The 21783-nt window shown below is 41.5% G+C and carries 19 protein-coding genes; 1 reads left to right on the forward strand and 18 read right to left on the reverse strand.

What is annotated here, in order from left to right:
• Nucleotides 1–4 precede the first annotated feature (4 nt).
• The 10 genes from IGJ26_RS13215 to IGJ26_RS13260 all read right to left on the reverse strand — a co-directional run bounded on the left by IGJ26_RS13215 (nt 5) and on the right by IGJ26_RS13260 (nt 12225).
• The gene (locus tag IGJ26_RS13215) at nt 5–790 is read right to left on the reverse strand and encodes a tyrosine-protein phosphatase (RefSeq protein WP_008380628.1); all 786 of its coding nucleotides are present in this window, start codon (nt 788–790) and stop codon (nt 5–7) included.
• 3 nt (nt 791–793) lie between these two features.
• The gene (locus IGJ26_RS13220) at nt 794–2674 is read right to left on the reverse strand and encodes a BglG family transcription antiterminator (protein WP_429962003.1); all 1881 of its coding nucleotides are present in this window, start codon (nt 2672–2674) and stop codon (nt 794–796) included.
• Between the two features lie 244 nt (nt 2675–2918).
• Nucleotides 2919–3944, reverse strand: coding sequence for a LacI family DNA-binding transcriptional regulator (locus IGJ26_RS13225; RefSeq protein WP_005234088.1), 1026 nt, complete (start codon nt 3942–3944; stop codon nt 2919–2921).
• A 3-nt stretch (nt 3945–3947) separates the two neighbouring features.
• Complete coding sequence (locus tag IGJ26_RS13230; RefSeq protein ID WP_430599689.1) at nt 3948–6074, reverse strand: glycoside hydrolase family 65 protein; 2127 nt, start codon at nt 6072–6074, stop codon at nt 3948–3950.
• A complete protein-coding gene (locus tag IGJ26_RS13235) occupies nt 6061–6897 on the reverse strand; it encodes a carbohydrate ABC transporter permease (protein ID WP_016612747.1) in 837 nt (278 codons plus the stop codon). Before IGJ26_RS13235 ends, IGJ26_RS13230 begins: the two co-directional genes overlap by 14 nt.
• A 5-nt stretch (nt 6898–6902) precedes the next feature.
• Nucleotides 6903–7811 carry a carbohydrate ABC transporter permease gene (locus tag IGJ26_RS13240; RefSeq protein WP_008380619.1) on the reverse strand — a complete coding sequence of 303 codons (909 nt, stop codon included), beginning with the start codon at nt 7809–7811 and terminating at the stop codon, nt 6903–6905.
• Nucleotides 7812–7873: 62 nt separating this feature from the next.
• Complete coding sequence (locus IGJ26_RS13245) at nt 7874–9151, reverse strand: sugar ABC transporter substrate-binding protein (RefSeq protein ID WP_005234084.1); 1278 nt, start codon at nt 9149–9151, stop codon at nt 7874–7876.
• An 11-nt stretch (nt 9152–9162) separates the two neighbouring features.
• Nucleotides 9163–11490, reverse strand: coding sequence for a glycoside hydrolase family 65 protein (locus IGJ26_RS13250; RefSeq protein WP_194199236.1), 2328 nt, complete (start codon nt 11488–11490; stop codon nt 9163–9165).
• A 50-nt stretch (nt 11491–11540) separates the two neighbouring features.
• Nucleotides 11541–11834 carry a hypothetical protein gene (locus tag IGJ26_RS13255; protein WP_005234082.1) on the reverse strand — a complete coding sequence of 98 codons (294 nt, stop codon included), beginning with the start codon at nt 11832–11834 and terminating at the stop codon, nt 11541–11543.
• On the reverse strand, nt 11812–12225 hold the full coding sequence (locus IGJ26_RS13260) for an RDD family protein (RefSeq protein ID WP_005234081.1): 414 nt from the start codon (nt 12223–12225) through the stop codon (nt 11812–11814). The genes IGJ26_RS13255 and IGJ26_RS13260 overlap by 23 nt, the downstream gene beginning before the upstream one ends.
• Nucleotides 12226–12455: 230 nt before the next feature.
• Between IGJ26_RS13260 and IGJ26_RS13265 the strand changes: the two genes are divergently transcribed.
• Entirely contained in the window at nt 12456–13670 is a 1215-nt protein-coding gene (locus IGJ26_RS13265) for an amidohydrolase family protein (RefSeq protein WP_005234080.1), read from the forward strand.
• Between the two features lie 91 nt (nt 13671–13761).
• On the opposite strand, the gene rbsK is transcribed toward IGJ26_RS13265, so the two are convergent.
• The 8 genes from rbsK to IGJ26_RS13305 all read right to left on the reverse strand — a co-directional run bounded on the left by rbsK (nt 13762) and on the right by IGJ26_RS13305 (nt 21744).
• The gene (gene rbsK / locus IGJ26_RS13270) at nt 13762–14691 is read right to left on the reverse strand and encodes a ribokinase (RefSeq protein ID WP_086332658.1); all 930 of its coding nucleotides are present in this window, start codon (nt 14689–14691) and stop codon (nt 13762–13764) included.
• Nucleotides 14692–14695: 4 nt separating this feature from the next.
• Nucleotides 14696–15139 (reverse strand): GNAT family N-acetyltransferase, encoded by a 444-nt coding sequence (locus IGJ26_RS13275; RefSeq protein ID WP_140965277.1) that lies wholly within the window; start codon nt 15137–15139, stop codon nt 14696–14698.
• 55 nt (nt 15140–15194) lie between these two features.
• Entirely contained in the window at nt 15195–16565 is a 1371-nt protein-coding gene (dcuC, locus tag IGJ26_RS13280; protein ID WP_194199235.1) for a C4-dicarboxylate transporter DcuC, read from the reverse strand.
• A gap of 12 nt (nt 16566–16577) precedes the next feature.
• On the reverse strand, nt 16578–17498 hold the full coding sequence (gene rihC / locus IGJ26_RS13285; RefSeq protein ID WP_008380607.1) for a ribonucleoside hydrolase RihC: 921 nt from the start codon (nt 17496–17498) through the stop codon (nt 16578–16580).
• Between the two features lie 141 nt (nt 17499–17639).
• Nucleotides 17640–18653, reverse strand: a complete 1014-nt coding sequence (locus IGJ26_RS13290; protein WP_008380606.1) for a LacI family DNA-binding transcriptional regulator — start codon at nt 18651–18653, stop codon at nt 17640–17642.
• A gap of 151 nt (nt 18654–18804) precedes the next feature.
• Entirely contained in the window at nt 18805–19614 is an 810-nt protein-coding gene (locus tag IGJ26_RS13295) for an alpha/beta hydrolase (protein ID WP_194199233.1), read from the reverse strand.
• A 10-nt stretch (nt 19615–19624) separates the two neighbouring features.
• Nucleotides 19625–21091: an alpha-L-fucosidase gene (locus IGJ26_RS13300; RefSeq protein ID WP_005234073.1), complete on the reverse strand. Its 1467-nt coding sequence runs from the start codon at nt 21089–21091 to the stop codon at nt 19625–19627.
• Nucleotides 21088–21744, reverse strand: a complete 657-nt coding sequence (locus tag IGJ26_RS13305) for an SGNH/GDSL hydrolase family protein (RefSeq protein WP_005234072.1) — start codon at nt 21742–21744, stop codon at nt 21088–21090. The genes IGJ26_RS13300 and IGJ26_RS13305 overlap by 4 nt, the downstream gene beginning before the upstream one ends.
• Nucleotides 21745–21783: the final 39 nt, after the last annotated feature.

Below are 21783 nucleotides of genomic sequence, written 5' to 3' on the forward strand. Positions count from 1 at the left end.
TCACTTAATCCCGCAAGTATTTATCTTTAAGTAGCTGGATTTTCTGCTGTGAAAAACCCAGTTCTTCTTTTACATATGTTTCAATCCCCCCATGAGCCTCAATCAAATCCAAAGCGGTTTGTAAAAAACACCGATCAGCTTCTTTGAAGTATCGCATTGCTGCCACAAAATCGGGGTTGTTCGTTTCTTCTTGTATCTGCTTGAGACTCTTGGTATTTTTCTCCCTTTTGTACTCGTTGGTCAGCAGGTAATCTTCCATGACCTCTTCATAACTGACACCCAACAGTAACTGAATCAGGGCAACGCCATACCCGGTGCGGTCTTTGCCACCACGGCAGTGCTGAACCACTGCACCTTCAGCTTCCAAATGAATGGCCAATACTTCTTTGAAAACGGTCTTGCATTGACTGTTTTCAACAAATTCATAATTTTGCCGAATCATCAATTCTTTTGCAACTTCGGCGGTGATTTTTTCTGCAGAAAGCGCCATTGGCTCCCCTTCTTCTGAAGAAGCTAAAGCAGCAATATCAGCAATTGGCGTCAAATAAAGTATCTGAGCATTCCCAATGGGTTTGTCTTCATTGTCTGCTCTTTCTTGGGCATTGCGGTAGTCAATAATTTTCTCAATTCCCAGAGCTGCTAATTTTTTCTGATCAGCTTCTGTCAATTTGCTCAATTCGTCTGAGCGGTATAGTTTTCCAGTCACTACGTATTTGCCCTCTTTGGTCCGATAGCCGCCAAAATCGCGAAAATTATACGCACCTTCTAAGGTTACTTTTTCATTTGTCATACACTACTCCTTTAAATAATTAATGAACGTCATAAAGTCCGTTGTCGCAGCTAGTTTGTTTACTTTATCCAACGAAGAACATTGTTTGATCAAATGATCATTCAGCGGTTTCACTTTTAAGTGATCTTGTTCAGCAATCACTAATAAGAAAACGAGACGAACCGTCTGTTTGTACCAGAACACTGGCTTTTTCAAGTTTGCAACGGCAATCACCGTTTCTGCACCAATCAGCGCATTGGGATGAGGGAAAGCGACTGACGGTAAGAAATCGGTTCCAAAAAAGGCTTCTCGTTCAAAAACCAACGTTTCAAAATTCTCAGGCATTGAATACTGTTCTTTGATTTGTTGGCATAAAAAATGCAACACCGCTTCTTTTGTTTCAAATTCATGTTCACAGATGAATAACGATTCCTTAAAGTAGTTCAAAAGCACTTCTTCTGTGAAGACAGCGGCCAATGCGGCTTCGATCTTTTTGATCATATCCGGTTGCATAAAATAATCAACACTCATAACAGGAATCGTTCCTTCGTAAGGAAGTGGAATCGAAGAAAAGATAAAATCGAACTCCTGCTCTTCGATCATTTGCAAAAATTCATATGGATTGCATACCGTGACTTTCTTGATATAATTGCGAAAATAAAACTCAAATTTCTCTTTAAGGAAGGTATTGGCCGCTCGGCCTAGGTCATTGACCACTAAAATATACTTGCGCTGTGTTTGCGAATTTTTCTTATTTAAAGCCACATCAAAGTGCATCGCCAAATAGCTGAGTTCATGATCACTGATGGTCTTTTCAAATTGCTTTGCAATGACTTGACCGGCAATGATGGCTAAATCATAAGCGACATTACAGTGTACCTTCACCTCATTCAACAAAGGATTTTTCAGCTCGATCCCCAATTCGATCCGATCGATCAGCGGAGCAAAGTGCAACATCAACATCGTTTGCAGATCCAAGTCTTTGCTGAAATCGATTTGGCGGCTTTCCTTGATCGCTTTTAAAATTTTGCTGACCAATTCTGCTGCTTCATCTGAAACAGTCATCTTTTCATTTCTAGGGACTACTCGTTTGCCAACGATTTGCCCTAAAACATAATTTCGCTCGTATTCGGTAAAATGTACAGCACACTCTTTTTCAATTCTGGCGATGATTCGCTCTCCTAGTAATGTCTGCTCATCATTGGTCCTGCCGCTGATCGGTAGGTTTCGATCTAAGTAGCGGCCGCTTTGCATGCGTAAGACAGCGATCGCTAAATGATTCACCAGATTGTTCAAAATAGCCTCCGACATGGGGTAGGCTTTTTGCGAAAACTCCGTCGAAACGATCGCTTTTATCTGCTGGTGAAGAAGCGACGGTGTATCTTCGCTGATTGTGCCCTCTTCTAACTGCTTGATATGGGTTCTTTGCAAATAATTACTAGCCATAAACCGTCTCAAGTCAAATTCGCTACCGCTAAGTTTCATTCCGTAATACGGCTTCGTTTGAATGGAGAGCTGGTAATGGCTTAGTATCCGTCGCAGCTTTTTCAATTCTTGAGATAGCTTACTCTGAGAAATGAATAAGCGTTCGCAAAGCATTTCGGATTTAATATACGTTTCTTCTTGAATAAAGAATTCAATAATTCTAGAAACAAAGTCGTCATTGTGGGACGCTTGTTCTTTCCTTCGCTGAAAAGCTTCTTCGTTCGTTATTTGTAAATACAACCCACTCCCTTTTTTCGCTTGAATCATACAACCGTATCGTTCTTGATGCTGGTTGATTTCTTCTGCATAACGGCGAACGGTTTTTCTGCTAACACCCAACTCGGCAGCAGCCGCTTTACTCGTCATAAAACCGTCATGCTCCGAAAGTGTTCTTAACAACAATAGGCTTAATTTTTCCATCTCTCTCTCCCTCGCTTACTAGTTTAGAGTCAAACCCAAGCAACCTCCATAGGTATATCTTCCCTTTCATTAAGGGAAATTTCTACAAGAAGTTGCTTGCCTTGTGCTTTGCTTCTTATCAAAAAAACGAATGGTCGTGACTTTCACTTTGTTGTTGCCACATATGACCGACCAATTTGTTTGAGTTTTCTTCTCCACAAAAAAAGACATGATCTTCACTCAATGAAGGTCATGTCTTTTTTATTTAGCGAACCTCGCTGATTTTCTCTACCGACTGTCGCACTTTTAATTGATGGGGACTAATTTTTCGATGGCTCGTTTCTGCTTGATTGGTGATGATGTCTGCTAGTAATTCAGCTGCTTCATAACCGATTCGTTCCATATCTTGGGCAACGGTTGTTAATTCAGGCGTTACGTAGCTAGCCAAAATAATATCATCGAACCCGATGACCGAAATATCTTCAGGAACCCGCAAGCCCATGTCTTTGATTCCTCGTATCGCTCCGATTGCCATAATATCACTAGCACAGAACAGTGCAGTGATTTCTTGATTATTTTCTAACAGATTTTTACAAATCAAATAGGCAATTTCTTCTTCATAGTTGGCGTACTGGATATACGACTCATTCACTAACAAGCCATGCGCTGCCAAAGAAGCGCGGTAGCCTTTTTCTCTAAGTTCACTGACATTGGCATCACGACTCCCGTTGATCATGCCAATTTGTCGATGATTATTGGCAATCAAAAAATCCACAGCTTCTTGCGCCGCTTTTTCATTGTCAATCGAAACCAAGCCGATCTTAGGATTGTCGATTTCCATATCAATCAGAACTGTCGGCAAAGAGGTTTGCTGTACTTCCTGGTAGTAAGGATCGGTGGTTTTTAACCCTTGGATCACTACACCAGTGATATTGTGCTCATTGCAGAACTGACTAAACGTCTTTTGCTTTTGTTTCTCAGTACTTGTCCCATAAAAGACAAACTCAAAATCTGACTGATCCGTATAACGATAGACCCCATTCAACACTTCCAAAGGCATCGTTGATTTTCGGTTGAAATTCAACTCATTTAAAATCAAGGCGATGGTTTGTTGTTTCTTCGAAGACAGTGTCCTTGCTGCCATGTTTGGGGAATAGTCTAATTCTTTCGCTATTTTTAAAATTTCTTGCTTGGTTTGTTGGTTGATATCACTATACCCGTTAAAAACTTTGGATACAGTCGCTATTGATACACCGGCTGCCTTTGCCACATCGCGAATCGTTGTTCGCATTTGCTATCTCTCCTTTATCCAAATACCACCATCAGCCTTCGTAGCGAGCAATTGGGTTGTCTCCGCTAACTGACAGTCAATATCGCGATCCTTTAAACTGATTTTAACAGGTTCTCCTTGATAAAAGAGCGTAAATTTTAGTTCTTTTATTTTCTGTGGCAAATGATTCGCTAATCGCAGGCCTTGATCGTAATACAACCCTGCAAAACCGTAAATCAAGCTCAGCCAGCTTCCCCCCATATTTGCTGCGTGAATGCCATCGACAACATTTTTTTGGAGATCCGTTAAATCCATCAAAGCCGTATCCATAAAATAACGATAGGCTTTTTCAGAATCCCCAATTCGACTCGCCATCACGCTAAAAATAGAACGAGACAAGGAGGAATCATGCGTCGTCACTTGTTCGTAATAGTCATAATCTTTTTTTAATTGCTCAAGACTGAAGTCTCCTGTATAGAGCATTTGGGCTAAAACCGTATCGGCTTGCTTACAGACTTGATGTTTGTAGATGACCATTGGATGATAATGCAGCAGGAGAGGATACTTTTCAGCAGGTGTAGTTTCAAATGGCCAGACTGCTTGTTCTAAGAATCCATCGTCTTGCTTCGTAATCCCTCGCTGTTCATCGTAACCAAAGTACATTAAGTCGGCTGCTTGCTGCCAAGCACTAATTGTTTCTTGGTATTTACCATACCGCTGTGCTAACTCAATGGCATAATATAGATTATTTTGAACCATTTTATTCGTATAAAAATTATTATTAACAAGGGCACTGTACTCATCAGGTCCAGTCACTCCATTGATGCAAAAGGCAAGTTTGCCCTCTTTTTCTACTAGATCGCCATAGCTCAACCAGAATTTCGCCGTTTCAAAAACAACTTCACTGCCAACCGTTTCGATGAATGCCTGGTCGCCAGTCACTCGTTCATACAATTGGAATGCATAAACGATATCCGCATTGATATGGACTTGGGCAGTTCCCGCTGGATAATAAGCACTCGTCTCATTTCCATCAATTGTTCGCCAAGCAAACAAAGCACCCTCTTGGCTTAGCTCCTGCGCCCGTTGTTTGGCTTGCGGCAAGATCTTCCCGCGATAGGAAAGCAATGCCTTGGCTATTTCAGGGTTCGTGAAAATAAAAAATGGCAACAGATACATTTCCGTATCCCAGAAGTAATGCCCTTCATATCCCTCGCCAGTCAATCCTTTGGCTGCGAAATTTGTTCTGCCGTCTCGCCCCGCACCTTGATTCAAATGAAACAAATTGAACCGAATGCCTTTTTGAAGAACTGGATCTCCTTCGATTTGGATATCACTTGCCGCCCAAAATTGCTGATAACTTTGTTGCTGCTCTTGCAAGAGAACTTCAAAATCGGCTAACTCTTGGTTAAAAGGTGTTTCGTGATTTTGATTATCTTCAAGTAGTTTCATTTGGAAAACCGTCGTAAGCGTTTCCTCTGCTTGTACTTGCTTTTCGCCATTGATCACTCGAATTGCTATACTTCGTTGACTATTTTCAGCAGTCCAAATCGCATAATCCTGATAATCAGCTTTTCGTAAGTGATGTGCTTTACTAGCAACCCGAGGATCATCTGTTTGAACAATTGCTGCTTTTTGTTCTAACGGATGTGTTATGGAAATTGGCTCTGAGAAATTGGTGTTCTTAATTTGATACTGACAGACGTAAAGTTCACTTCGTGTCACAGAGGCAAACGACTGCATCACCAATTCAAAAGTTTTACCTAGTGGCGTTACTACTTTATAGGATTCATCCAACACGCCTTTTTCCAAATCCAAAGTCATTTGTATAGGCTTTACTTGCCATTCTGAAGCACTAGAGTCCTCGTCACCAATCTGTAAACGTACGCCTCTTAGATTCGGCAGCTTGATGATCGTCTGATGCTCTTTGGCATAGCCGTATGCCCATTCACCATATTGGATCGGCTCACTATCAAAAAAGCCATTAACAAAGGAGCCTGGGTTTCCCTCGTAAAGCTCATTAACTTTTAAAGGATGCCCTGCCCGCACGCCAATTTGACCATTGCCAACTGCAAACAATGTTTCTAAGTATTCAGGGGTTTGATGAGAAAGTTCCTGTGCTCTTACTTTAAATGAATCATTTTTCGCCATCCATTCGCACTCCTTGTAAGAAATATTTGTTGAACAGCAAGTAAATGATCACAATGGGAATGATCGTGATCACACTTGCCGCCATCGTCTGATCCCATCGTACACCACCATTTCGACTTTGGAAAGTCTGCAACCCTAGAGTCAAAGTATATTTACTTGGCGTGGTCAAATAGAGCATTGGTTTCATGAATTCATTCCAAAAGCCCATAAAAATAAAGACAGCTTGTGTTGCGATGGATGGTTTTGCTAATGGCATCACGATACGAAAGAATGTTTGAAATCTGCCGAGACCATCGATTGCCGCAGCTTCTTCCACATCTTTTGGAAAAGATAAAAAGAATTGACGCATCATAAAGATATTCCCGATGTTGATCGCAGCTGGTAAAATCAACGCTGAAAAACTATCTAACATTCCTAGATTCATCAAGATTAAGTAATTTGGAATCAACAAAACCTGAGCTGGCACCATCATCAATGCCAAAAATCCATAGTAAATTCGTTCACGCCCCGGAAAATTTAATCTTGCTAAGGCATAACCTGCCATCGTATTTAATAAAATATTGATGGTCGTTCCAATAACGGATATAATCACGGAGTTTAGAAACCAGCGCATAAACAAAGAAGAGCGCCCCAAGACATATCGAAAATTGTCTAAAGTAAACTCATTGGGGATCAAACTCATATCCCCAGAAACAATTTCTCTATAGGGTTTGAAAGATGCAGCAATTGCCCAGACAAAAGGATAAAAGGTCAGTACTGCATAAAGAATCAAGATCGTATAGAGCAAGATCTTTAAAATTTTTGTTTTCTCTTTTCCTCTCACGGACGTTACCCTCTTTCTTTGTTCAATTTTTCTGCTAAAAGTGACGTGATAAAGATAATAATTGCTAAAACGATCGCTAATGCTGCCGCATACCCCATCGTGTTCATTTGTCCAAAGGCGTATTGGTAAATCATTAGTGACAAGGTCAGAGTCGAATTGTTGGGTCCCCCTGATCCGTTCGAGAAGATATACGCCTGGTCAAACATCTGAAAGGTACCAATGATCCCCGTCAGCAGTACATAGGTAGTGATTGGGCGTAGATAAGGAATCGTGATATACCGTAATTTATCCACGGTTGTCGCACCATCGATCTCTGCTGCTTCGTACAAAGAATGAGGCAGATCAACTAAAGAAGCCAAATAGATCGTCATATAATAAGGCACGGTCGACCAGATATTCATTACCATAATCACTTTCAACGCATAGGCCGGTTCTTGTAAAAAATTGATTGGTTCTGAGTAAAATCCTAAATTCATAAATAAGTCATTGACTGGACCGTAAATATTAAAAATAAACATAAAGATGATCGTCAATGCTGAACTAGAAGTTAAAGTTGGCAAAAAATAAACCATCCGAAACAGTTTCTTCCCCTTGATTCCTTTGCTGCTTAAAATATACGCGATAATCAAAGCAAAAATCGTTTGTAACGGAACGACGACCAAGGCAAACGTGGCCGTATTTCTAAGAGCGATTCGCGCTTTTTGATCGGTGAAGATACGTAAATAGTTTTCTATCCCTTTAAAAGAAAATGTATTGGTAAACAAATTGACGTCGTTGAAAGATAGATAAAAAGCAAAGAGAACAGCTAAGACGAAAAAGATTCCTACGACAATGATTGCTGGAGCCAGAAAGAGCCACGCTTGTCGGATTTCTTGCCATTGGCTTTTTGTATAGTTAGTTTTTTTTCGTTCCATCATGTTGTCACCTTTCCCAAAAGAAAAGAGAGAGGAGTTCCTCTCCCTCGTTCAAATTCAGACTAGTTTGCTGTAATATCTGCGTTCGCTTGTTCATCAGCAGCTTCCATTGCTTCTTCAAAGGTCATGTTTCCATTTAAAGCATTCGGTAAAAAGTTTTGATAGGCTTTGTTGATCGTATCTAAAGTGGTGCCCTTTTGCCAAATCGTTGCATAATCCCAAGCCTCTAGGTGAACATTCAAGTCACTGTTTTCTGTGATTTTGGCCGCATCTGCTACATCTTGACGACTAGGTAATGTCCCGGTTCCTTCAACCCATGCTTGCATACCGCTTTGACCAGTAGCGTGTTGAATCCATTTATCTGCCAAGGCACTTTTTTCAGTCCCAACATATTTTCCCCAACCGACAGAAAACATCATTGACCCTTCCGTTCCTTTATACGTTGGCATTTCTTTTACAACAAAAGGAATATCAGGAAATTCTGTCTTAAGTGTCTCATACACCCAGTTTCCTTCATCCATGATCGCAATTTTTCCAGAACCAAAAGCTTCGCCGTTCCAACCTGTTCCGATATCTTGCGGTGTAACAGCTGCTTTCGTATCGACCAACTCTTTTAAAATCGAAAGATTATCAACTACTGCTGGATCAGCCAAATTAGCCGTCCCATCTTCATTGATTGGTTGAGCATTTTCACGCGTTGCAAGATGATAGTTGCGAGCCATATCTTGGTTATAGCTCATGGCAAAAACATTTCCGTCACCATACGCCTCATTGATTTTTTCTTGGAACGACGGCAGCCACTCAACATACGCTTCAAGTGTGTCTGGCACTTCATCGATCGACACACCCGCTTCTTCAAAAATCGCTGTATTGAAATAGAGTGCTAAAGTTGACATATCTTTGGGAACAGCCTGCAGTTGTCCATCCGAAGTCGTAAAAGCATCGATCAAGCTATCATAAAACTGCTCACTTTCAAAATTAGCCGGATCCAGCTCTGCAAGTGTGCCATTCTCTGAGAACCATGGGAACATATAGGCATCCACGTAAAAGACATCTGGTGCCGTTCTACCAGCCATGTCAGCTTGAATTTGGGTATTATAATCGGTATATACTTTCTTTTCAACTGTAGCACCCGTTGCTTCTTCAAAAGATTGGATCATTTCATCCAACGATTTTTCTTCTGCCTCGTTGCCACCCCAAACACCGATCGTTAACGAATCCCCCGTGAAATCCGTCTGATCTGTCGAACTACTGGTGTCTTCGTTTCCACCACAAGCTGCCAGCACCACTGCTCCAGACAATAGAAGCCCTGTTCCTACTACTTTTTTCCATCCAGTCATTTTATTTCCCCCTAAAAAGTGATTTTGATTTGTTCTTCAAGCAGATAAACCTTATCAAAAGCGATAAACTCAATCGCTTGCTCCCCATGGTTGGTGACCGTAAAACCTTCCTGTGTGACCTCAATCTTTAATGGCTGTTGGTGCCACATAATACCAAATTCAAGTGCTTCCCAAGCCTTTGGTAAATGTGGTTCGATTCTTAACTGGCCGTCTAAACAACGGACACCACCATAGCCGAAGACCGTCATTTGCCAAATACCGCCGAGTGATGCTGCATGAATCCCTTCATTGGAAGACAGCATATTTTCTCCCATATCAATGTTGATTGCTTGTTGAAACAAATCATAAGAAAGTGCTATTTCCCCTAAATCAGCAGCGAGGATGGCATGTGTCGATAAGGATAAGGAAGAATCATGCAACGTTTTCGGCTCATAGTAATCCCAATTCAACCGTTTCTCTTCTTTTGGAAAAAGGTTCTCAAATAAGAACAAGAGCAAAAGAACATCCGCTTGTTTCGAAACTTGCATCTCGTTGACCTGTTCTAAGTTATACTCATGGAACAGTGTGCCTACTTGCGAATCATTTTTATATTTCGTGAGATCGATCTCTTTTTTCGTCAAATAGGTATCATCTTGCGGGATGATTCCCGCTTCATTCGGTTGCGGTAAATAAATAGCAGCTACTTTTGCTTGCCATTCTTGATAAGCTTCATTTAATGGTAATTTTTCAGCTAGTTTCGTAAATTGTTCTGGCTGGTTCTTTTTCAACTCTTCATACAATGAAATAGCTAATTGAATGTTCCAGTGCGCAGTATGATTCGTGAAAGCATTATTATCGACATGCTCCTTATATTCATCTGGTCCGACTACGTCTAAAATTTCAAAGCGCTGGTTTTCTTCGGACCACTCTAAACGACTCGCCCAGAAGATCGCCGTATCAAAAATCACTTCATAGCCTTTTTCCCATGCAAATTGTTGATCATTCGTTACATCAATAAATTGTTTGATGCCGTAGGTGACATCGCTGGTAATATGCTGTTCAATAAATCCTGACCAAATTTTCGTTGGTAAGCCCGTAAGGATATCCGCAGCGCCCCAAACTGGCGTAGTCTCACCATCTTCAGGCCAAGCAGCTTCCCACGGAAATTGGGCGCCTTGATAGCCGTTCTCAGTAGCTTTTTTATGGGCACCATCCAAACCTAAATAGCGATAAGTCACTAATTTTTTGGCGATTTCTGGGTGTGTGAAGGTAAAATATGGCAGCATAAAAATCTCTGTATCCCAAAAGGTATGTCCTTTGTACCCTTCCCCAGATAGGCCTTTGGCACCTATGTTCATGCGTTCGTCATGGGCTGGTGTCATCACATGTAGATGATATTTTGCAAAATGAATCGCTAATTGATCTAGTGTGTTCTCTGTCTTGATTTTGATTGGAAAGACGGACCAGACTTCTTTGTCCCATGCCGCTGCTGAAGCTTTTGCTAATTCCTGATAGCCGTTTTTGCGAATCTCTTTCAGCTCTTCAAGGGCAATCTTCTTCAAATCTTGTGGTGTCTTTCCTAAATGCTCTTTATCGATCGTGGTATAGACAGAAGAAAACTTCTCAAGCTTCAACGTCTCATTAGGTGCCAAGGTTTGCCAGTAACGATTGTAGATTTTCCGTCTTCCCATCTCGATCCGCTTCTTGGTTCCATCATAGCAATCTTCTGTTTTTTCTAGATTATGTGCTGTCGAAAGAACAAAGGCGATCTTAGATTGAGTGGTCTTTGGCATCATTTGTAAGAAACGATTTTCTGTTAATGATTTGTCACCTTCAGTAAAATGCTGTGAGCCGCTATTTGTCTTTTGTCCGTCAATACCAGAAATAATTTCCAACGTGACTTCTTTTCCTAAATTTTCGACCAGCACTTGTTGCGCAAACACATGCTTTTGGGCAAAGGAAACACATCGCTTAAAGGTCAGTTCGACATTAATCTGACCATGTTTCCATTGAAAGGAGCGCGTGAGTTCCCCAGTTCTCAAATTTAAGACACGTGAATAGTTTGAATATTTGCCTTTTGATAAATCTAATCGTTCGCCATCAAAAAGGAGCTCCATTCCAATCATATCCGGCACATTAGGAAGCTCAGTCACTTCATTTTCGTCGAATTTATTAAAGGTTCCTGCAACAAAAAGATTACGCGTTTCGCCAACATATTTCTCTTCTGTCACAGAGCGCATCCCCAGATACCCGTTGCCCAAACACATGATGGCTTCTGCTTTGCCTAACCATTTTGTATCAAAGGTCTTTTCCGTAATTTTCCAAGGGTCTTCTTTTAAATACTGCATCGCTGTCTCCATTTTTTCCTCCTATTTCTTCAGAAAACGTTTTAGTTTCTTTCAAAAATTTTTTATTTATAAAAATAGTTATTGGACCGAAACAAAAGTACAATCAAGCCCATGAAATAACTACCAATTACTAGGACAATTGCTGCGTTAAGAAACACCCATCCTACGATCAAGTGGAGTGGCGCATAGTAAGCATAATCTCTAATTATTTTTGCGGCTTGGTATTCGTTTCGCCACTTCCAAGCAATAAGACTAGCACTAGCCCAAGCAAAAATAACTAACAAAAGTAGCGCTTGTGTATTGATCTCCAATAAAGGATTCCCTGTTAACAACTCATCGAAGGAGGTTTCGTTCATACTGATCATTCCCCTGTTTCTTATTGAACCCCACTACACTTTGTCCTAAAATGTCGTGTAACGTTTTTTTCGTACCTAGATAGAGGAAGAAAGAACCAGTGAAAAACAACCAACCGATCATTGGTAAAAAGTAGAGCAATTTTGCTACTTCCCTCATTCCTACAGTTAATAAATTACGTTGATTCGTAAAAACAACGAGTTTCGCAAAATGTTTGCCAATCGTTTTCCCCTCAAAACTACTCAAACAAATCATGTTGTAGACCACAAAGAGAAGTTGTGGCAAGACAATCGTTACTCCAGCAGGTACCATTAGGAGATAGCTAAGCATGGTACTTGGTAAAAAAATGATCATGCAATCAATCAAAAATGCTAGCAATCTTAGTAACAGCATATTTGTCCCCCTTTTTTCGAAAACCTTTTCGTTACATCCACATATTACCAGACATCTTTCCTCTATTCAAGCGTTTTCATAAAAAAATAATGTTTATTTTTTCCGATTTCCTAATGGAAAATCGCGTAAATACTAAAACGTTTTAGATTGTCTGTTTTTTTGCAAGCGATTTGGTTGGGAACCAGCTTTACTTGTGATACCATGAAGCAAATACGAAAGAAGGCGATTTCTTGGATTTATGGCTTACAAATGTACAACTTGAGACGAGTTATTTAAAAGAAGGCGATTGGTCTTATGGAACCAAAACAGAAAATACAGCAATCGGGATCAATGATGGAAAAATAGCGGAGATCGTGCCGATGACCGAATGGCAGGCATCAAGCGAAGCGACGATCATTGATGGGGGAAATCAGTTATTGTTGCCAGGATTGATCGAAAAACATTGTCATTTGGACAAAAGTAAATTAGGTACTCCTTGGCGTCCAGTAACGCCGGCAGCTAGCTTGGTGGAACGATTTGAAACTGAGATTCCCCAATTAGATGCCTTGCCGTTATCGATCAAAGAACGCGGACAAGCGCTGATCGATTTAGAACTGCCTCATGGTGCGGTGATGTTCCGCTCACATATTGATATTGAACCAATGACTCAGCTGCGTTATTTTGATGCGATTACCGAATTAGTTGCCGAACAACCTTTTGGCTCGGAGTTGGTCTTATTCCCACAACATGGCTTATTGCGCTCAAATGCTGCTTCTTTGATTGAAGAAGCCTTAGCAACGGGCAAAGCATCTTTTATTGGCGGTGTTGATCCTTATACACTCGATCAAGATTACCAGGCTTCCTTACGGACAACTTTTGAACTTGCTCAAAAAGGACATGTCGGGATTGACCTCCATCTTCACGATCGGCAAGAAGCTGGTAGAGCGACCGTCAAAGAAATGATTCGTTTGACGAAGGAATTCAATATGCAAGGAAATGTGGCGATCAGTCACGCCTTTGGTCTAAATGACTTTGAAGGCACAGAACGCAAAGAAGTCTTTCAAGCCTTAGCAGATTTAGAGATCCACATCATTTCAAGTATTCCCATCAGCCCTGGCACGATTCCACCGCTTAAGGAATTGCAAAGCTATGGCGTTGCTGTTCATATTGGTTGCGACAACGTCTATGATTCTTGGTCTTCTCTAGGAGATGGTTCTTTACAAGAAAAACTGGCCCGCTATTTAGAGATTTTTGCCGTCAAAAGTCAGGAAGACTTGACGCAAGCATTAGGTTTAGTCACGGATGGCAAAGTCCCGTTGGATAAAAACGGTGCGCAGCAATGGCCTAAGGTTGGTGATTCGGCTGATTTCTTACTGACACCAGCTACTTGTACGGCAGAATTCGTTGCCCGTAAAGGCTTCGTCAGCAAAAGCTTTTATCAAGGAACAGTTGTTTTCACCGCATAAATCTTACCTATATAAAAGGCATCTGCGCTTCTTTTTAGAGGCGCAGATGCCTTTTTTCAGGAATAGTCGTTTGCTAATTGTACATAGTCTTTCAGGTAAATGAATCAACCTGCTGCTTCATAAACTCTTCTATTTCACTTTTTAGTGGCATTCCTGTTTGAGCCCCCAGCTTTTGAACGGACAGACTAGCTCCATTATTCGCCATACAAACGGCTTCATAAAAATCGGCTCCTTCCCCTAAAGCTGCTGCCAAGATGCCATTAAAGGTATCCCCCGCACCGGTAGTGTCTACAACTGAAACTTTGTTCGATGGAATCGTCACAACTTGTGACTTTTCTACAAATGTTACCCCTTTGCTTCCTCGTGTGACAACGATTCGCGTGTCATATTTTTTTTGCCAATCAGCCATGACCTGCTCAATTTCGTCTTCCAAAATGGCCTCTTTACCGATCAAAGCGGCAAATTCCGTTTCATTTGGTGTCAAAATATCAATATACGGCAGGAGTTCCGGTACGATTTCATTGTAAGGAGCAGGATTCAAAATCGTTAGAACTCCTTTTTTTTTGGCAAGAATCAATGCTTGTTTGATTGTTTCCACAGGAATTTCCAGTTGAGTAAGTAAGATATCCCCTTGTGAAAGTTCACTGATTGTTTGCTGAACGTAGGCTTCATCGATCAGTCCATTCGCACCGGGGACGACAGTGATACAATTATCCTCTGCTAATTTAAAAATACTCGCAATTCCTGTGAACATATTTTTTTCACGGGAAACAGCCGATAAATCGAGAGCTTCTCTGCTGAGGTGCTGAAAAACCTTTTCCCCAAAAGTATCTTCCCCGATTTTCCCTAAAAATTTTGTTGATGCACCGTAACGAGAAGCTGCCACTGCTTGATTTGCTCCTTTGCCCCCGACAAAATAATCAATTTGCTCCCCAATGATCGTTTCGCCGATCCTCGGCATTCGTGTTGTCGTGATCACGATATCCATGTTCACACTACCTAAAATCGTTATCTTACTCAAAAAATCACCTATTTCTCTTGAATATATAAAAAGGACCAAAGGCTTCCCGACCCTCAATGGTCGTTTCACCAACCTTTAAAAACCCTGTTTTTACAAATAATCGTTGCATGGGCAGATTGGTATGATTTGTGATTGAAAGAAGTGTTTCCCCTTCATCACACTGTTGTTCCAAACAGCTTCTGATCCACTGGCGGCCAAAGCCTTGCCCCGCTTGAGATGGTCTCGCAACGAGTCGCTGAATCGTTCTTATCCCATGATATTCTTTGCTACAATTTGACAATGAGTCAACTGACAAAACACCGGCACTTACAATGTTTTTATTTTCATCCTTCAACACAAACAGTTCCTTTTTCTCGATATCCTTCGCTAAGATTTCTAGGGAGGGATAAGTATCAGTCCACTGGTAGATTTTCCTTCTATTCATCTGCTGCTTTGCTTCGATGAACATTTGAAAAATCTCTGCTAATTCTTGTCGTGACGCCCTTTGAAGTTCATTCATGACTCTAGTAAGGGAGCAATACCAACGACAAAATGACCACTGCTATAATCCCAACGATCGTTGGAACGCTGGTTCGTTTCAGTAACCGAACAGGGCTGACGTCGATTGAAGAAGACACAATCATAATTACAGCGGCAACTGGTGAGATCGTTCTGCCAAGATTGGCGATCATCTGCATTGGCAAGGCGATCAAAATCCCGTCAATTCCCGCTTTAGCGGCAATATCGGGAATCAGTTCAATCACAGCGTAAAACATCGCCAATCCTCCGCCACTCAAAATACCGAACAATGCGGTTGCGCCGCTGAATATCAATGCCGTTAACACGCCAGCAGATTGAGAATTTTCTACCGCACTCATTAGTGAATCAATCACTCCTAAGCTTTGGATAGCTGTGGTAAATAATGATCCACCCACAACCAACATGACTACTTGACTAAACCCTTGTCCCATTCCTTTGAATAGTTCCACTGCACTTTCTTGCGCGATTTTGAAAGATTTCTTTCTCAAACATTCAATCAGTAATGCGACAAAAAAGGAAATCATCGTTAGGACGAAAATATCCATTGTTACACCTTCTTTGAATATACCGATTATACCAACGATAATGATCAACACCAAAGGAAGTAGTGGTAAAATTGCATAAAATCCAGGAACAGCCGTTTCTTCTGACTTACTTTCAATTTCTTTTAGTTCTACAAAGGCATCTTTGCCTTCTTTTTTATCACAATACGTTTGCCAAAAGTAATGAACAATGGCCATGATCAGCAATGTTGGGATGGAAATTTTCGCATGGTACAGAACATAAGTTAAGATGTTGTAATTCAATGTCTGAGCCGCAATCACATTATCCGCACCTAATGGCGTCGGCATGATCGTGGCAGTCATTGCGATAACTCCGGCTGCTGTTAAGGAAGAGATACCAATCCCTTGAAGCAGTGGATAAAGGATTGCCATCAAAATTATTGCCAAACTAGATGCACTTGGGACGACTAACGACATCAAATTCCCTAATAAGAAAACGATCGGAATAAATAATGCCTTAGACTTGATTTTGGTCATTGGCTGAACCAGGATATTGACAGCTTTTTGATTGGCACCAATGAGATTCATATAACCTGAATATCCGAATAAGATCATGATCACTAGACCAGCAGAACTTACTTGAGAGATGATCGTATCTTTAAGCTTTAAAAAAATATCGAATAAGGCCAAGCCAGTCCCTTCGCCTTCTGGGTAAAGCGGATTTCCTAAAGCAACGGATGCACAAAGCAAGGCAAGTGCCCCAATAATCAAAATCAATGCTGGATTATAACTCTTAATAATAAAATATCCGACGATCCCCAAAACAACGAGTACTAAAATCGCTTCTATCATTTCTTTCCCCTCCTATTTACACTTGCTGATTGCCTGTAAAAACCATTCTTTAAAGAGCGCTTCATCGATATCGACACAAACACGGCAATTGTTTTTCTGCTTCAGACGATTGTTGAGATCGACAATTGTCGCACCTGCTGTGTAGGCTCCTTGTGTTTCGATCGCAACAAAAGTCTCTTGAACAGTGAACATCTCTGGACACAAAAGATAAGCGATCGCGCAACTGTCATACATTTTCAGCCCCGTGCCAAAACTGCCACCACGGTATTTTTTGAATAATTGAACCATCATATCTCCGGTTTGATTCATTTCTTTGATTTTTGCACTGTCTTCTGGGTAAACAAGCGCTTTGGCGCCCACATCTAATGGTGCTACAGAAAGTGGTAAGCCGCTCTCAAAAACAATCGTTGCAGCCTCGGGGTCAATCGCAATATTGAACTCTGACAATACACCAAAGTTTCCTCTGCCTAAGGCTCCGCCCATTAAAACGATCTCATCGATTTTTTCTTTGACTTCTGGATAAATCTTAAGTAAAAGAGCAATATTCGTTAGAGGACCTAATGCGACAATTGTGATTTTTTCTTTATTCTTTTTGATCGTTTGATACATCGCTTCCACAGCTGAAGTTTCCAGCAGCAATGAACGATCTGGTTCTGGAAATGAATAGCCGGCCATTCCTGTGACCCCATGAACATCGCTGGCATCTTTGACTGCTCGCGTTAGTGGCTGAGATGCACCTTGTGCTGCTGGAATCGACAAATCCCAAAAGGAAAGCAGTTTCAGTAAATTATTGGTGACATGTTCAATACCGACATTTCCGGCCACTGTCGTGATCAACTTGACCTCCAAGACTTCACTAAATAGAGCAATTCCCAACGCAACTGCATCATCGATCCCCGGATCCGTATCAATAATGACTTCTTTTTTTGACATACGTATTCTCCTCTCACCTTTGATAAAACGTTTTATCATTTTTCTAAAAAAAAGCGAACATCTGATAAAGCGTTTTATCTAATGTTCACACAAAGAATAGCATCGTTTTAAAGCGCTGTCAATAGTAAAAAAAGAGTTTCGCTAGGAAACTCTTTCAGTCACACTGTTCTTTTTTATCAATCTAGGTGTCAATTGGACGTAACGTGGCTTCTGTCCGCTGATTGCATTCATCAAGGCAAGAACCGTTTTTTCACCTAAATCATTTACATCTTGTTCCACAGACGTTAGAGATACTTCTAAAAGATCATTCAAAACAAGATTGTCGTATCCTACGATCGAAACATCCTCTGGAACCTTGATTCCTAGTTCTTTGGCACGCTTCATAATTCCCAATGCAATCAAGTCGTTGCCAGCAACAATGCCGGTTACATCTCGGTTTTTTAGGAGAATGTCTGCTTTTTCATAGGCGTCTTCAAATTGGAACTTTGTTACCACATGCCAACTGTCTTTTCGTTGGAGATTGAATTCCTTCAGCGCATCTAAATAGCCTTGGTATCGATACACACAATTGATATTTTTATCAGGGTTCATCATCGTGCCGATCTTTTTGTGTCCTTTTTTTATTAGCTCACTGGTAGCAATATATCCCCCATGCCGATTATTATAAAAGACTTGATCGACCTCAAAGTTATCTATTCCTCTATCAACCAAAACGATTGGAACCGAAAGATTCTTCAATCGTTCTTTGGTTTGTACCTCATCCGCGTAGGATTCGGTTGAAAGGGCGATGATCAACGCATCAACGTTGCGGTCAATCAGGAGCTGAATCAATTCCTTCTCAACGTCAACTTTATCATCTGAGTTGACCAAAATCAGCAGATACCCCTGTTTTCGCAGCAAATCTTCTAAGACCTTGGCCAAGTTGGCAAAAAAAGGATTGTTGATATCTGGGATGATCAGTCCGATCGTATTGGTTTTTTTCAAAACCAGGCTTTTAGCCGCAGCATTCGGCGTATAATTGTTTTCTGCCGCCAAGCGCTTGATTTGCTGTTTTTTTTCTTCTGTGATCCGAATCGGTTTGTCATTTAACACTTGAGAAACGGCTGCGATCGATACACCTACTTCTTTTGCAATGTCTTTTAATCTGACTTTCACTGAATACTCCTTTCGCTTTCCTAATTTTGTAAATGAACCAAGCACTCAATCTTATGTTTTCAGTAAATCCTTTTTATACTGCTGAAAAAACGGATTTGAGAATTAGACAAAGATGATTGATTAAAGATTATACTGTTTTTTTGAATTCCTCTTAGATGTTCCACCTCACCCAATCAGCAAACAATTCTGGCCAACGGACAACCGATGCTTCGATCCCGTGTTGATTGCCGTTGGCGGTTTCCGGTGTTCCTAAACTTAGTCCATGACCACCGCGAGGGAAAATGTGCAGCTCATAAGGTATATTAAATTTGCGCAGCTGTTCGGCAAAAAGGAGGCTGTTTTCCGCCAAGACTAATCCATCTTCTAACGTATGCCAAAGAAACGTCGGCGGTGTCTGTTCATTGACTAAAGTCTCTAAAGACAAAGCCGCTTTTTCTGTTTCATAGCGATCTGCTAATAATGAACGGAAGGAATCTTGGTGCCCAAGTTCACCACTAGATAAGACCGGATAACTCAACAGTAACCCGTTAGGTCGCCATTCTTCATTGGCTCCTTGTAAAGCCTCTGCTAGAAAAAGTTGCTGCCAAGACACACCCAGATTAGCAGCTAAGTGACCACCAGCTGAAAAACCGGCAACAATGATTTTTTCAGGATCGACGTGCCAGACCTCATGATTGGTGCGCACAAGACGAACGGCAGCCGCCAATTCCTTTAAGGCTAACGGATAGACAGCCGGTTTGATACTATAATGCAACACAAAGGCTTGGAAACCAAAGCTCATCATTTTGATGGCGATGGGTTCCGCTTCGCGATCAGACAACATTTCATAGCCGCCGCCAGGACAGATGATGACCGCTGGTCGAACACGATCTGGTTCCATTTCAGGAGAATTTTCCATGACATACGTGGTTAAACTGGCTTGGCTTTCTGGTAAAAGTGCGGTTCTTTTTTCATGTATCACGGATTGCGCCTCATTTCATTGTAATTTTATAGACGATTGGTTGGTCGGTTTCAATTGGTTCAAAAGTTAGTTGCAAGCCTTCATCGGTCACTTGCCAATCAATAGGCTGTTCTTCGTGTCCTAGAATCGTCACGGTTTGGATGATGCCGTGAAATTCTGGCAAATTTTGATCTTTAGACTGGGCCAGTGCTTGGATCCTTGCGTGTCCATTCTCAGGACTTGCCATGCCAATAGCATACAACGAATCCCCCTGAACCGTAAAGCGGAAATCCTGGCTCGTGTATGTCGTCGCCTGTGCCTCTTGAAATTGGCCTGAGACAACGGTCGTGGGTCCTTCCCCGGCTTTGCGCCATGGTTTCGCTTCATAAATGGCTTCACCGTTTACATCCAGCCACGCACCGATTTCTTTTAAGATCGTTTGATCTTTTTCTGGGATCGAACCATTCCCTTTCGGCCCGATATTCAAAAGAAGATTGCCATTTTTGCTGACGACTTCGATCAAATCCTGTAAAATCTCACGCGTTGTTTTGTAATCCAACGTTGTGGTATAACACCATGAATTGCGAGCGATCGCTGTATCCGTTTGCCAGTAAAAAGGTTGTGGTTCGGCAAATTTTCCCCGTTCGATCTCCACGACACCACTACCAAACATCATGGCATCGTGTTTGTAGCAGATACCAACTTTTTTGCCCCATTCAGCCCCACGATTGTAATAGTAAGCAGCGAAAACTTGCAGGTGCTCCTTGAAGGCTTCGTGTTGGATCCACCAATCAAAATACAGCAGCTCTGGTTGATAGTTGTCGACGAGTTCACAGGTTCGCAGTAGCCAATCATCTAAAAACTCTTTTGAGGGATATGGCTCGCTATACAAATCTTGATTATCAGGTTCTGGCATAGCAGGCCAATAAAAGTCGCCTTTTTCTAACGGTTCCTTGATGTCGCTGTCAAATTCCTTACCATGTCCCATGAAAAACCAATGTTCGGCACGATGAGATGAGGTGCAAAAATGCAGGCCTTGTTCCTCAGCTGCTTCTTTTAATTCCGCAAGAATATCTTTTTTCGGTCCCATAACTGCCGCATTCCATTCAGAAAGCTCGCTTTTGTACATCTGAAACCCATCGTGATGTTCTGCAACGGGAAAAAGATAATTGGCACCGGCTTGTTTGATCAGTCGAATCCACTCATTTGCATCGAATTTTTCTGCAGTAAATATGGGAATAAAGTCTTTGTAGCCGAAGTTTTTTTGCGGACCGTAGGTGTTGATATGGTGATCGTATTCCGGATGGTCTTTGATGTACATATTTCTGGAGTACCACTCGTTATTAAATGCAGGAACACTATACAATCCCCAATGAATGAAGACCCCAAATTTTGCTTTGGGGAACCATTCCGGTAGAACAAAAGCGCCCAAAGATTGCCAATTTGGGAAAAAGGGGCCTTGATGCGCGACTTGGTGGATCGTTTCTACTGTGATCATGGTCTTTCCTCCAAAATACCGACTGTTTCCAGCCATGTTTTTGCAATCAACACATGTCCTGCAGTCGACGGATGCACACGATCACTGCTTAAGACATAGGATGACTGATAAAGCAAAAAATCATCAAACTTTTCCTGCGTATCTCCTAAAAGGATACCATACTCTTGCGCTACTTTAGCAAGCACGTGTTGGTAGTTGGTAAGCATTTCTCTTAGTGGATCTTCTTTGTTGGCTTCAACCATAAACGGGGTCAAGAGAATCATTCCTTTGACACTCGGTAATGTCTGAGCGATCAAATCACGCAACTCTGATTCAAATCTTTCAATCCCCACCAGTTCCGTTTGAGCAAATGTGCCATCAAAATGCCGCCACACATCATTTACACCGATCATGATCGTTACCCAATCTGGTTGAAATGCCAATACATCATCCTTCCAACGCTTCTTCAAATCGACGACTGTATCTCCACTGATGCCTCGGTTAACGATCATTAATTCCATTTGTGGGAGTAATGCTGTGGTATAGGCGTTGATCAGATGAACATAGCCGTCCCCCCATGACGACCATCCCGCAGGTATCGCTTGATAATTTCGATTACTATCTGTGATCGAATCCCCCATAAAAAGCAGACGATCTTTTTTATCCACTATCATTGTTTTCCTCCTTAAAGAAAGAAGACTGATCCGCTGGTG

The sequence above is a fragment of the Enterococcus sp. AZ095a genome (genome assembly GCF_050546735.1).
Classification (GTDB): domain Bacteria; phylum Bacillota; class Bacilli; order Lactobacillales; family Enterococcaceae; genus Enterococcus_D; species Enterococcus_D entomosocium.